The sequence below is a fragment of the Bradyrhizobium sp. S69 genome (assembly GCF_009766005.1).
GTDB lineage: Bacteria > Pseudomonadota > Alphaproteobacteria > Rhizobiales > Xanthobacteraceae > Bradyrhizobium.
This window is the reverse complement of record NZ_LMUK01000027.1, coordinates 163,092-175,100: the sequence shown is the minus strand read 5'-3', so window position 1 is coordinate 175,100 and position 12,009 is coordinate 163,092. Positions and strand designations below refer to the sequence as shown.

Here is a 12,009-nt window from a genome sequence, read left to right as displayed (position 1 = left end):
AACGATAAAGGTGAATTTTGCCAGATCAGCTTGATACGCCGTGGCTCGCTGTCATCGGAAAGGCACTCGCGTTCCTGTGTGTGCAGGAAATTGCGAAAAACGATCCGAAGCGCGTGCCGGATCTACCGGCAAAGGTGAAGTTTCTCGAAAAAATGGGCTTGCCCCCGAAGGACGCCGCGCACCTGATGGGCACAACGGCGAACTCAGTCAAAACCAATTTGCGTCAGCGCGAGAAAAGCAAAGGAGCCACCAGTGGCAAAAAAAAAGGCAAAAGGTGAGCCTCTGGAGCCGATGGAAAAGCTTGCGCGGGTAGCGGCAATCTACGCCACGATCGACATGGAAAAAGAGGAAGCCGCACGCCGGCTTTTGGGCGCAGGCTTCGACTCGCCGACGATCGGCGGCCTCCTTGATGTTGGGCCGAATTTTGCGAACGTCGCGAAGAGCCGCAAAGGTTGAAATGCCCAAGATCAATCCTGACCTGTTGGCGAAACTCGCGAAGAAGATGAAGGTAGGCCCTAAGCGGGTTTACGCGATCATTCAGAAACGCGCTCATGATTCCAATGTCGAAAGCCATGTCGCCTCACTGCTCGTTGCACGAGACGCTGACGTCAACTATGCGCGTTACGCCACACCCGAAGATCGCGCCGAAATGCGCAATGCCGGTTCTCATGCCCCTGTCCATACCCCGCCTGCCCAGTCAGCGCCTCAGTCCATGCCGCGGAAAACTGCGCCGGTACCTGTGCGTCCAGTGAAGACGACGAAGAACAACTCGGTGTTCGTTGTACACGGGCGGGACGAAAAGCTCAGAAATTCGATGTTCGACCTGTTGCTCAGATTTGGGCTCAATCCCCTTGAATGGAATCAGGCTATCCATCAGGCCGGAGGCGGCGCGAATCCCAACATCGGGCGAACGATCAACACGATGATGAAGCGCGCCCAGGCCATCATCGTGATGTTCTCACCAGATGAGCAGGCCAAGCTCAAAGCGAAGTTCTGCGGGCGCGGCGAAAAGACAACTCTCGGCAAGCTTTCTGACCAGGCTAGGCCCAATGTCCTCTTCGAAGCTGGCCTGGCGTTAGGCGCCCACCCCAAGAAAACGCTGCTGGTGCAAATCGGGAAGATGCGCCAGATTAGCGACATCGACGGCATGCACCTTCTGCGCCTGGATGGCGGTCCAGCAAGCCGTAACGATTTTGCACAGCGCTTGCGATCGATGGGCTTCAAGGTGAATACGACAGGCACCGACTGGATGAAGGTCGGCGAATTTAGACGCTAACGGACCACAGGCGGCGGCACCAGAGCCACCTCTTGACTGTCCATCACGGCCGCGAGGGTTTTGGCGTCGAACTGGGCTTGTTGGTCGTCCATCAGGTGGTTTGTAGCCAGCGCGGCGCCTTGATGGAGACGCGTCGGCGTCGAGTAATTTAGTGCACTCCCACCGTGAGCTTAACGCCGCGTCGGAAACAGCAGTATCTTTGCCGTGTGGTGTGGCGGCAGGATCGCTCCAGGCCCACGCTTGGTGGTGAGCCGTTCCGCATGCTCCTGGATACGTCGCTGGTGGGCAGCGATGGCGTGGTCTTCTACTTCCTCCGCACTGATCAGCAGCAAGTCTATCTGCTCGCGGACTTCTGTGGCCAACCGGCGCGCGTCGGCGAGCAGATTGCGACGTTCCGCATCTTCGACCGCGTGCCGATGCGGCTGGCGCTGAGCTTCGCGGCTGACCGCGAACGATTGGGCGGAGTATTCGCACTGTTCTCCGTCTTCGTTGATTTGGCTATTGTCGAATGGCATGGATCACGTTCTCATTGAGAGAGAACCATCCAACGCCGACTGCAATCGTTCGATTAAGACCGCGCGCAAATGCGGAGCGATGTCGATTTCTCGTTAATTTGCGATGAAGGCCCGATGTTGGTTGCCGGGCCTTTCCTCTCAATCTCGCAGCCCGTAGGATGGGTGGAGCGAAGCGATACCCATCATTCGCGGTGGGAGTGGTCGTGCAAAGAAAGCTGTTGCAACAGATCAATCTCGTGAGCGATGCGATGGGTTTCGCAAGAACTCAACCCATCCTACGAGCTAAGCGCTAAAAGCAGGCACGCTCCATGGGCCAGAAAGTCAAATGCCCACTGTGCGGGAAGGAATATTTCCATCCTGAGGCGGTGTATGGACAGGATTTGATTTTCTGTGGCGAGTGTCAGGTGGTGTGGATTAAGGATTATTTCCGGCGCCTCAAACTACGAATTGCTTCTTGGTTTTCTCCATAAGCAGCTCGTAGGATGGGTTGAGCGAAGCGATACCATCATTTAGCGCTGGGAGTAATTGCACAAAGAAGCTGTCGCGGCGGACCAATCTCACTCTCGCGCGCGATGTGATGGGTTTCGCAAGAGCTCAACCGATCCTGCGAGCTATGAGCTGATTCCGGTGCCCACCCTCAAGCGTGTTTCCTTGGCGACCGCATGGCCCCGACGTTAGTCGTCGGTGGGCTGTTCGCGACTGCCGGCGTCGCGCCCGGCCAAGCCTTGTCCTGTGTGACGGTCAGCGCGGAATCCGGAAATAGGCTTTAAGCCACTAAAAGATCTCGCGATTCCTGATCAAGGCACCCGAACGTGGCCTCGATTCAGGGGGCTTGAGCCCCCCAGTGCCGGATTGACATTTACCCTCTCGATGGCCTAGAAACCGGCCGTCCCGGGCGGAATCCGCTGGCGGGATTGATCCCATTTGCCACTTTCGGCTCCCAGTTTCGGCCTTTCGTCACGGCCTTTCGAAGCATCAGGATGTCCCATGAAGGTCCGTAACTCGCTGAAATCGCTGCGTGGTCGCCATCGCAACAACCGTCTGGTCCGCCGCAAGGGCCGGGTTTACGTGATCAACAAGGTCCAGCGCCGGTTCAAGGCGCGCCAGGGCTGAGTTCGCTCGGGCCCGGTCTTGGTCTTGGTTATTGTTTGAGCATGATCTTTTCGGAAAACCGGTTTCCACTTTTCCGGATCATGCTCCTGCGACGCGATCGGCTTTAAAAAATCCCTGCTCTTCACGTCTTGCTGCTTTGCAAGATGGTTTTGCCACGTCTAGACTTTGGCGATGGCATTGAGATTCCCCGGCGCGCATGGCGCTCGATTCGTGATCCTGCTTGCCGCGGTCATCGCCGCCGCGCCGTGGGCGGCGTCGGCACAGGATACCGGCACCGCGCCTGCCAAACAGCAGAAGAAATTGCCGGAAGCCCCGGGCAAGCTGCCGAAAGTTGGTCCCGATCGCACCCGTGGGCTGGATTTCCTGTTCGGCGCGCTGAAGGCGGCACCCGATGAGGCCAGCGCCAAGCACGTCGAGGCTCGGATCTGGGCGCTATGGATGCAGACGCCGAGCGATACCGCGGCCTTGCTGATGGTGCGCGCCAAGGCTGCGATGGATGCCCAGAAGATGGACGTCGCGCTCAAGCTGCTCGATGCCGTCGTCAAGCTGCGTCCGGATTACGTCGAAGCCTGGAACCGGCGGGCGACGGTGTATTATCTGCAAAGCGATTACACCCATTCGCTCGAGGATATCGAGCAGGTGCTGGTCCGCGAACCCCGTCATTTCGGGGCGCTGGCGGGGCTCGGCATGATCATGCAGGACCTGGGCGACGACAAGCGCGCGCTCGAGGCGTTCCGCAAGGCGCTGGCCGTCAATCCGTACCTCGAAAAGGTGCCGGAGCTGGTCAAGACGCTGACCGAGAAAGTCGAAGGCCGCGATATCTAACGCCGCGATATCTACAAAAGGCTCTAATGCAGGGCGCTGCCGCCCCGTTCGAAGGGACCGCTGCGGGTCACCGCCGCATAAAGCCGTGCGATTTCAGCCTCGAGCTGTTCGTTGACCAGCAGCAAGGCCTTCAGCGCACCGCGGACATCGCCGTCACAACTGGCGACAATTTCATCGATGGCAATTTCGTTCGCTCTGAACGTCATCAAACTCTCCCCACATGCTGCTTTGGAGTATCCAGCAACAATCGTGGACTAATCGTGACACCCGTTCCGGGTTCCTGTGGATAGCGTGGACAACGTTGAAGAAGAGCGATTTTGGCGGCGTCTAGAGCCTTTTCCGTTCCGATGGAATCGGAACGGGGCTCTAGTCTTTTGTTTTGACGCGTTTTCTTAGCGCGAACCGGTGTCCACTTCGCTGGAAAACGCTCTGTGCGTCACATGGCAAAAGCGCGGGCGGCGTCTATATGAAGCGGCCAGTGACGGCTCGCGTGAAAACGCCCGTCGAACGAGTTCCGGCGGTTGAGAAAAGCGTTGATAATCCTGCTGTTATTGCTGGTCGCGCCGATCACCCTTTCGGCCACGAAATATCTGTTAGGGGATCGCCAAGGCAATTGGCAGACGGCCGACCGCTCCAGCGCCGGTCTGTTGCCGACACCCGCCGAACATCCGGATGCGCTGGTGCGGATTTATGCCGCGCGAACGGTGCGCTGGCGCGGAATCTTCGCGGTGCATTGCTGGATCGTGGTCAAGGAGGCGCACGCGCCGAACTACACCCGCTATGACTATACGGCCTGGGGCGAGCCGATCCGCGTCAACGGTTTTGCGCCCGATGGGCGATGGTTCGGCGTGGCGCCGCAAACCATTGCGAGCGCCGACGGCGCGGCCGCGGCCAATATGGTCCCGAAAATCCGCACCGCGGTCGAGGGCTATGAATGGCGAAGCTATGGCGATTATCGCGCCTGGCCGGGGCCGAATTCCAATACGTTCGTCACCGCGGTGCTCGCGGCGGTTCCGGAATTGCGTGCCGCCCTGCCGCCGACCGCGATCGGCAAGGATTTTCCATACGACAGCGAGATGTTTGGCCGGACCCCGTCAGGAACCGGCTTTCGCATCTCGCTCGGCGGCTATCTCGGCCTGACCATCGGTTGGGTCGAAGGCATCGAAATCAACCTTCTCGGCGCGGTGTTCGGCATCGATCTGCGGCGGCCGGCGCTCAAGCTGCCGGGGCTGGGACGGTTGGGATTGAGCACCTGAGCGATTGGGCTAAAGCAGGATGAGGTCAGGTTGAATCGTCATTGCGAGCGAAGCGAAGCAATCCAGAACCAAAAAGCAAGACTGGATTGCTTCGTCGCTATCGCTCCTCGCAATGACGGCTTGGCCGGTGATCGAACCTCATCTCATCCCGCTTGGGCCGGGTGAGTGAGCTGGTCTCGTTTATCTGAACAAAATCTCCGCGTCGATAAGTGGAGCCTCTGCCGGGGTTAGGCCGCCAAGCGGAGTGGCGGCGGGTTGAAGTAGGCTTGATCCGGGGTCATGTCGTCAAGACTCGAATGGGGCCTTCGTCCGTTGTAAAAGTCGAGATACCGGCCAATCGAATGTCGTGCCTCGCCGACGGTTTCGTATGCGCGCAGATAGACCTCCTCGTATTTGACGCTGCGCCACAGCCGCTCAACGAACACGTTGTCCCGCCAGGCCCCTTTGCCGTCCATGCTGATGGCGATGCCGTGGCTGGCAAGCAGGCCGGTGAAGGCCGCCCCGGTGAACTGCGAGCCCTGATCGGTGTTGAAGATGTCCGGCTTGCCGTAACGGGCCAAAGCATCTTCCAGTGTCTCGACGCAGAAGGCTGCTTCCATCGTGATCGACAACCGCCAGGACAGAACACGGCGTGTTGCCCAATCGAGCACGACGGTGAGATAGACGAAGCCGTGCGCCATCGGGATATAGGTGATGTCCATGGCCCAGACCTGGTTCGGACGCGTGATCTCCATGCCGCGCAGCAGATACGGATGGATCTTGTGGCCCGGTTCGGGCTTCGTGGTGCGCGGACGACGATAGAGCGCCTCTATCCCCATCCTCCGCATCAGCGTCTTCACATGCCGGCGGCCGATCTTGCACCCCTGCAAAGCCAGCAGGCCTCGCAACATACGCGAACCGGCGAAGGGGAACTCCAGGTGCAGTCGATCCAGATGCCGCATGATCGCGAGGTCGGCGGACGACACCGGTCGCGGCAGATAATAAACGCTGCCGCGGCTGATCTTCAAAACTTCCGCCTGCTTGGTGATCGACAGATCATGTTCACGGTCGATCATCGCTTTGCGCTCAGCAATCCCGCCTTGGTGAGCGCGCCTTCTAAAAAATCATTCTCCAACGTCAGCTCGCCGATCTTGGCATGCAGCGACTTCACATCGACCGCGGGCGTGGCCGGTGTCCCGCCCTCCGATCCGAAAACATCGGAGGCGCTGCCCTCAAGCTGCGATTTCCAAGCCGTGATCTGATTGGGGTGAACGTCGAAATGCTCGGCCAGCTGGGCTATCGTCCGATCGCCCTTGATAGCGGCCAGCGCCACCTTCGCCTTGAAGGCCGGTGAGTGGTTCCGGCGCGGTCGTCTATTCATAGTCTCTCCTGTTCGCGGCCATCATCGCCGCTTTCAGGCAGAAATTCCACTTATCGTCCTGTCCAAATTCCCGGAACCGGCTCTGAGATCAGGTTGGGTCGCGGCGCCGGGCCCTTTCTCGTGCGCCGTCCTACTTTGCATGGGGTTGTTTTCGCGATTTTGTGTCTGACCCCTCCCTCATGCTTTGGTGAGCACTATTCGTTGGCGGTGAAACATTTGCCCGCTAGAACCGTAGCTGGTTGGTGCCCAAAATCAGCAGGATCATCCGGACATTGCAAATGAGTTTGGTCGTCGTCGCGTTGGCGCTTGCGGTGCTGGCGCTGATCACGCAAACCGGTGTCGTTGCCGTGCAGCGGGCCTATCCCGCGCAAGGCCGGATGGTCGAGGTCGCGGGCGCGTCCCTCCATGTGCTCGATATCGGCCCGCGCGATACCACATCGCCGCCGATCGTGATGCTTCACGGGGCCAGTTCAAATCTCGAAACCATGCGGCGGCCGCTGGGCGATTTGCTCGCCAAAACCCATCGCGTGATCCTGATCGATCGTCCCGGCCATGGCTGGAGCTCGCGCGCGCGGCTTTCCGATTCGACGCCGGCGATCCAGGGCCGCATGATCGACGAGGCGCTGGCAAAGCTCGGGATCGGCCGCGCGATCTTCGTGGTGCATTCGTGGGCCGGCGCGCTGGGCGCGCAGATGGCGCTGGATTATCCCGACCGCGTCGCGGGTCTCGTGATGCTGGCGCCGGTGGCGTATCCGTGGCGCGGCGGCGTCGGCTGGTACAACAAGCTCATCACCATGCCGCTGATCGGTCCGTTGCTGGCCCATACCATTACGCTTCCGCTCGGCTATTTCCTGACCGAACCGGGTGCTCGCAGCGTGTTCGCGCCGCAGGCCATGCCGGATGGATTTGTCGAAAACAGCGCGACGCCACTGCTGCTGCGCCCGTGCGAGTTCCTCGCCAACGCCTGGGACCTCGTGACATTGAAGGCGGCGGTGATCGAACAAGCGCCGCGCTATGCCACTATCAAGGCGCCGGTCGTGGTGATCGCGGGCGATGCCGACAAAACCGTGTGGCCGACCATCCATTCGCGGCCGTTCGCGGCCACCGTTCCGAACGCCAAACTGATCCTGTTGCCCGGTGTCGGCCACATGGTGATGGATGCGGAGCCCGATCTCGTCATGCACGAGATCGACGCCATGACCCGCGAGATCGCGCATAGTGCCGTGGCGGCCGATTAAAAGCACTCGACGGAGCGGTCGCGCCGTAGTTTGCTTGGAGCGAGCGCTGCCACAACGCCGGCTCGCATTTCAGGAAGCCGGCGATTGGCAATTCGTGAATGGGAGGTTGCCGATGGAGACGACCAGGCGTGAATTGTTGAGTGCGGGCGCTTCTGCCGCGCTCGGTCTGTTGCCGCTGGGCGGCAACGCCGCCACCGCGCAAACGGCATCGACAGCGAACGCGGCGCAATCGGGCTGGGACGATGGCGAGCTGGCGCATCTGCTTCCGACCAGCAATCACGACCGGATTCTGATCAAGGCATCGTTCAAGAAGCCGCTCACCGTCGCGCCGATCCTGCAAGTCGGCGATCAGCGCGTTCGCGGCGAGCGTTCGGATACGCGCGGATTATTCTGGCAGTTCCAGGCGGCCGATCTGAAACCCGGGACGGCGTATCAGTTGTCGCTGACCAGTTCCGAGGGCAAAGCCCTGTGCCAGCCATGGACCTTGTCGACGATGCCGGCGCCCGACGCGATGCCCTCAAAACTGCGGCTGTTGGTTTATTCCTGTGCCGGAGGCCATGATATTTTCAAGGCGGCCCATACCGGCTTCGAATTCGTCCCGGTCGCGATCCGGCAAAAGCTGCTGCAACGCGGGCTTTCGTATGCGCCGGACGCCCTCATCGCCAATGGCGATCACGTCTATTGGGACCTGCTGGCGCCGCGCGCGGCGCCCAAGCTCGGCGCTTCCAAGGCAGCACTGGAATACGCCCGTTTCGATCGCGACGCGCCGCTGCTGGGAGGCGCCAACGAGATCGCGCTGTTGCGCGCCGCCGGCGAGCAGATCGCGCCGCTTTATGGCACGCTGTGCCGCTCTACGCCGGTGTTTTTTCTGCAGGACGATCACGATCATTTCGACAATGACGAAGCAACTGATGAGGCCGTTACATTCCCGCCGGATAATTTCATGCTGCAATCGGCGCGCGCGACGCAACGGCTTTGGTATCCGGAATTCCTGCCCGATCTTGAGAGATCACCGGGGCTTCCGGGCTCCGACACGCCCGATCAGCCGGCTTCGCGGCCCTCGGGTCTTTCGGAGAGTTTTGGCACGCTGCGCTACGGGCGGCTGGCCGAAATCCTGCTGTATGACATCAGGCGCACGGTCACGCTCGCAGGACCGACCGGTGTCTTCGTGGCGCCGGATGTCGAAGCCTGGTTGAAGGCTCGCGCGGCGGCGAGAGAGGTGGTGCACCTGGTCAACGTGCCCTCCAATCCGCCGGGATGGAGCGCCGGCAAATGGGGCGAGTGGTATCCCGACCTGCTCGGTCCCGACGGCAAGCTGTCGGAAGCGAAGCCCAAGCCTTATTGGCAGCGCGGGTGGCTGTCACAGCATGATCGCCTGATGCAGGCGCTGTCGCAAATGCCGGGCCGGATTCCGCTGGTAGTGAGCGGCGATCTGCACGCCACCGCCGAGGGGCGGATGATGCGTAGCGGCCAGCTCGATTTCTCGCGCAATCCCGTCATTGCCGTGTTGCCGGGGACGCTCGGGACCAGCACCGGCGGCTGGGCGTCGGAGTTTCGCGGCGTCGGTCCGAAGGTGCCGCAGCATCTGGACATGGTGGAAACCGTCACGCCGATCGAGGAAAACGGCTTTCTGCTGATCGACTTCACGCCGGAGGCGATCACGCTGCGCTATTTCAAATGGAATCAGAAGACGCAACCGGCCAGCGATATCGACACGCTCGAGCCGTTTCACACCACCGAGCTGAAGCGCGTCTGAGCGGCTGCGAAGCTATTTTGGACGTCAGGATGAGGTAGCGGCCGTCGTCCTCCCGCGCAACAACTCCACCGTCATCCTGAGGTGCGAGCCATCTTTGGCGCGCCTCGAAGGATGGTGTTCTGCGTCGTGCTTGCGGCCATCCTTCGAGGCTCGCAAGGGCTCGCACCTCAGGATGACGTCTGGAATAGCTTCGCGTGCTCCTCAGGATGAGGTTCGTAACCTTCGTTACCCCGTGAGGATTTTATTTCCAGGTGTTGCCATTGCGCTCCTTGCAACACCACGCAACATATCCGCGAGGTAACAAAAATATCTCGTTAAGATTGTTAACCCTATCGTCGCGTTGGGGCGCTTCCAGAAATATTTGCAATGTTCGATACGATCATTCTGTTATGCGGCGAGGTCGAGCAATCGGTGCTGCCGCACGCGCTGCGGGGGCACAACCCGCAGCTCGCGGTGATACCGGTGCGGACCCAGGCCGATCTCGACCGGCTGGACAGCCATCTGCTGCGGCGCTCGCGGCTGATTGCGTTCGTGACGCCGGTCATCGTCCCCGCCGACATTCTGCATCGGCTCGGCTACGGCGCTTTCAATTTCCATCCCGGTCCGCCCGACTATCCCGGATGGGCGCCGGCACATTTCGCGCTTTACCATCGGGCGACCAAATTTGGCGCAACCGCGCACGTCATGGTCGAACAGGTCGATGCCGGCCCGATCCTCGACGTCGCGCGCTTTCCGATTCCACCCGACATCTCGGTGTTCGGTCTGGAGGGGATGGCCTACGCCCATCTCGCGCAGTTGTTCTGGCGCATGGCAAAGTCGCTCGCGACCGAGGCAGCATTACCGCCGCCGCTTCCGGTTCAATGGGGCACCAAGAAATATTCCCGCCGCCTCTACCGTACGATCTGCGACATTCCGCTCGACATTGCCAAGGATGAGTTCGACCGCCGCATCAAGGTGTTCGGCGGCAACCATTTCGGGATCGCGCCGACGATCCATCTGCACGGCGTAGAGTTTCGCGCGGTGATGCCGGGTGAAGCCGTCAGCGCGTGAAGATGCCGCGCGTAAGCACAGCCTCAACCCAGATCCGGCGCGGGGACGCCGCGCTGAAAGGCCAGCAGGTCGAGCGTCGGCGGCTCGCTGCCGGTCAGGATCGAACAGCAGGCGTGCGCCTGGCCGCGGTGATGGGTCTGGTGATTGAACAGATGCAGCAGGATATCCCGCCGCGGCTGGCTATAAGGCTTGCCTGACGTGGTTTGATACGAGAGCGGCGCGGTGAGGTCGGCCTCGCCATAGCCGTCGATGAGATCTTTCAGACGCGCATCCTCCGCGATCCGGGCAGACAGCAGATCACGGCGATCATCGTACAGGATCGTGTCGAGGCGATCCGGATGTTCGCCGCGGCCGGTCAGGCGCTTCAGCCAGATTCGGTCCGTCAGCAGCAGGTGATTCAGCGTCCCGTGCAGGCTGCCGAAGAACACGCCGATGGGAAGGCGATAGGCTTCCTCCGGCAATTCCAGCGCGGCGCCATAGAGCCGCAAATTGGCCCAGTGATTATAAGCAGCGATCTGCCGGAAGATTTCGGTTGCCATTGTCGTGTCCTCAATCGCCAAGTGTCGCCGATGATAGCTTGCCAGTCGGCCCTATCTGGTGAAAATATCTCACCAATTGAGGAGGGTTCGATGGGACCGCCGATACCGCCATCGGCGCGCGGGCTCGCGGCGCTGTCGTTGTTCGCCACGCTCGGCACCCTCACCGAGGCAGCCGAACAGCTTGGCGTCACCCGCTCGGCGCTGTCGCACCGGATTGCCGAACTGGAAAAGCAGCTCGGCGTGGCGCTGGTGCGAAAAGCCGGCCGGCGGATTGCGCTGACCGAGGACGGCGAGCGCCTGCTGTCGAGCATGGGCGATGCGCTCGAGCGACTGCAGGCGGCGGTCGAGCCGTTTCGACGGGACCGCGGCCAGATCCGCTTGAGCACGGTCGCCACCTTCGCTTCGCATTGGCTGATCCCGCGGATCGCGCAATTTCAGGCGCGGCATCCCCGGATCGAGGTCGCGATTTTCACCACGACGCGGGCCATCGACCTCAAGCAGGAAGAGATGGATTGCGCGATCCGCCATGGGCGAGGGGAATGGAAGGGCCTGTCTTCGACCCTGCTGTTCAAGGAAACCTTGATGCCGGTCGCAGCACCCGAGGTTGCCGATCGCTTCTCGCACGGTGCCAAGCCGGATTGGCGCGGTGCGCCGCTGATCCGGGCACGATCGCGGTTCATGGACTGGTCGATCTGGCAGAAACACGACCGCGCGCTGGCCAAACGCCGCATCAAATGGCTGACGGTGGAAACCCGCGCCCAGGCGCTCGACGCTGCGATATCTGGCGCCGGCGTCGCCCTGATGGACATGGCCTATATTGCTGCGCCGGTGGCCGAGATCCGCTTGAGGAAACTGGCCGAACATCCGCTGCCGCTTCCGACCGGCTACTATTTCGTCAACCTCCCGCACGCCCGAAGCCTGCATCTCTTGAACCATCTGCGCGACTGGGCCGTCGAGGCGGCGGAGCCTTTTCGCGCTGCGTAGCAGGTATCGCTGGCGCGCAGCTCTGGTCAATCTTCGGAGAGCTACCCAAAACGGTTCAGACGTGCTTGATTTGCCGCAACAAATCGATGACCACGAC

At 61.0% G+C, this 12,009-nt stretch carries 14 protein-coding genes; 11 read left to right on the top strand and 3 right to left on the bottom strand.

Annotated features, from left to right (window positions below; all coding sequences use genetic code 11):
- Positions 1–17 precede the first annotated feature (17 nt).
- From GSQ88_RS11320 to GSQ88_RS11295, 6 genes are all read left to right on the top strand, one after another.
- The gene (locus GSQ88_RS11320) at positions 18–278 is read left to right on the top strand and encodes a hypothetical protein (protein ID WP_159007824.1); all 261 of its coding nucleotides are present in this window, start codon (positions 18–20) and stop codon (positions 276–278) included.
- Positions 253–456, top strand: a complete 204-nt coding sequence (locus GSQ88_RS11315; protein WP_159007823.1) for a hypothetical protein — start codon at positions 253–255, stop codon at positions 454–456. The genes GSQ88_RS11320 and GSQ88_RS11315 overlap by 26 nt, the downstream gene beginning before the upstream one ends.
- A gap of 1 nt (position 457) precedes the next feature.
- The gene (locus tag GSQ88_RS11310) at positions 458–1,276 is read left to right on the top strand and encodes a TIR domain-containing protein (RefSeq protein WP_159007822.1); all 819 of its coding nucleotides are present in this window, start codon (positions 458–460) and stop codon (positions 1,274–1,276) included.
- Positions 1,277–1,536: 260 nt separating this feature from the next.
- Positions 1,537–1,809 carry a hypothetical protein gene (locus GSQ88_RS11305; RefSeq protein ID WP_159007821.1) on the top strand — a complete coding sequence of 91 codons (273 nt, stop codon included), beginning with the start codon at positions 1,537–1,539 and terminating at the stop codon, positions 1,807–1,809.
- 969 nt (positions 1,810–2,778) lie between these two features.
- Entirely contained in the window at positions 2,779–2,904 is a 126-nt protein-coding gene (ykgO, locus tag GSQ88_RS11300; protein WP_002718645.1) for a type B 50S ribosomal protein L36, read from the top strand.
- Positions 2,905–3,075: 171 nt separating this feature from the next.
- Positions 3,076–3,729 (top strand): tetratricopeptide repeat protein, encoded by a 654-nt coding sequence (locus GSQ88_RS11295; protein ID WP_159007820.1) that lies wholly within the window; start codon positions 3,076–3,078, stop codon positions 3,727–3,729.
- Positions 3,730–3,752: 23 nt separating this feature from the next.
- Here the strand turns inward: GSQ88_RS11295 and GSQ88_RS11290 are convergent, their stop codons facing one another.
- Positions 3,753–3,935 carry a hypothetical protein gene (locus tag GSQ88_RS11290; protein WP_159007819.1) on the bottom strand — a complete coding sequence of 61 codons (183 nt, stop codon included), beginning with the start codon at positions 3,933–3,935 and terminating at the stop codon, positions 3,753–3,755.
- A gap of 327 nt (positions 3,936–4,262) precedes the next feature.
- Here GSQ88_RS11290 and GSQ88_RS11280 point away from each other — a divergent pair, with 327 nt between their 5' ends.
- Positions 4,263–4,985, top strand: coding sequence for a DUF3750 domain-containing protein (locus GSQ88_RS11280; RefSeq protein WP_159007818.1), 723 nt, complete (start codon positions 4,263–4,265; stop codon positions 4,983–4,985).
- Between the two features lie 227 nt (positions 4,986–5,212).
- On the opposite strand, the gene GSQ88_RS11275 is transcribed toward GSQ88_RS11280, so the two are convergent.
- Positions 5,213–6,345 (bottom strand): IS3 family transposase gene (locus GSQ88_RS11275; RefSeq protein WP_159007817.1). Its coding sequence is split into 2 segments (ribosomal slippage): positions 5,213–6,090 and positions 6,090–6,345, totalling 1,134 coding nucleotides; the frame shifts between segments, so codons are not numbered across the junction.
- Positions 6,346–6,623: 278 nt separating this feature from the next.
- On the opposite strand from GSQ88_RS11275, the gene GSQ88_RS11270 reads away from it, so the two are divergent.
- From GSQ88_RS11270 to GSQ88_RS11260, 3 genes are all read left to right on the top strand, one after another.
- A complete protein-coding gene (locus GSQ88_RS11270) occupies positions 6,624–7,583 on the top strand; it encodes an alpha/beta fold hydrolase (RefSeq protein WP_159007816.1) in 960 nt (319 codons plus the stop codon).
- A gap of 112 nt (positions 7,584–7,695) precedes the next feature.
- Positions 7,696–9,339 (top strand): metallophosphoesterase family protein, encoded by a 1,644-nt coding sequence (locus tag GSQ88_RS11265; RefSeq protein WP_159007815.1) that lies wholly within the window; start codon positions 7,696–7,698, stop codon positions 9,337–9,339.
- 366 nt (positions 9,340–9,705) lie between these two features.
- The gene (locus tag GSQ88_RS11260) at positions 9,706–10,389 is read left to right on the top strand and encodes a formyltransferase family protein (protein WP_159007814.1); all 684 of its coding nucleotides are present in this window, start codon (positions 9,706–9,708) and stop codon (positions 10,387–10,389) included.
- Positions 10,390–10,412: 23 nt separating this feature from the next.
- Here the strand turns inward: GSQ88_RS11260 and GSQ88_RS11255 are convergent, their stop codons facing one another.
- Positions 10,413–10,928, bottom strand: a complete 516-nt coding sequence (locus GSQ88_RS11255) for a DinB family protein (RefSeq protein ID WP_159007813.1) — start codon at positions 10,926–10,928, stop codon at positions 10,413–10,415.
- 90 nt (positions 10,929–11,018) lie between these two features.
- Between GSQ88_RS11255 and GSQ88_RS11250 the strand changes: the two genes are divergently transcribed.
- Entirely contained in the window at positions 11,019–11,912 is an 894-nt protein-coding gene (locus tag GSQ88_RS11250) for a LysR substrate-binding domain-containing protein (protein ID WP_159007812.1), read from the top strand.
- Positions 11,913–12,009: the final 97 nt, after the last annotated feature.